This window comes from Bifidobacterium apousia, from assembly GCF_007559275.1.
Classification (GTDB): Bacteria; Actinomycetota; Actinomycetes; order Actinomycetales; family Bifidobacteriaceae; genus Bombiscardovia; species Bombiscardovia apousia.
The window spans coordinates 1-402 of record NZ_VMHK01000012.1 but is presented as its reverse complement, the minus strand read 5'-3'; the positions used below and the strand labels follow the sequence as shown (position 1 = coordinate 402).

Here is a 402-nt window from a genome sequence, read left to right as displayed (position 1 = left end):
TGCGTGATACGATTTGCTCATGCGCTGCCCATGGTTGCGGGGGACTGGGTCAGCCAAGCGTTTGAATCCTTTGGGGAGGTTTGTTGTGGTTTCGTCGTCGACGTCTGCCGATTCTCGTACGCATAGGTTTGGCCTGCGGCCGCTCATGTCAGCAATGGTGCTGATACCCCTGCTGCTGACCGGCATGGCCACCGGCACCGTCTTCGCCTCCGGCTCAGATGTCAACAGGGGGGGGGGGTCGTTATACCGCTCAGGTAGATAACGGTTCCCTGAGCGATCTACAACCGACCAGTCTGCCTTCCCCGTCGCCGCTGACGACGTCATCTGTTTCTTCTTCCCCTGTTCAAACCCCGACAGGTTCTTCCCAATCCCTTGGAATCTCGCCATCCAGCTCTTATTCAC

The 402-nt window shown here is 58.0% G+C and carries 1 protein-coding gene; it reads right to left on the bottom strand.

Annotated elements, in window-relative coordinates; all coding sequences use genetic code 11:
• Positions 1 to 387, bottom strand: a 387-nt coding sequence (locus tag FPK30_RS08245) for a hypothetical protein (protein WP_222102873.1), incomplete at its 3' end; no start/stop codon positions are given.
• Positions 388 to 402: the final 15 nt, after the last annotated feature.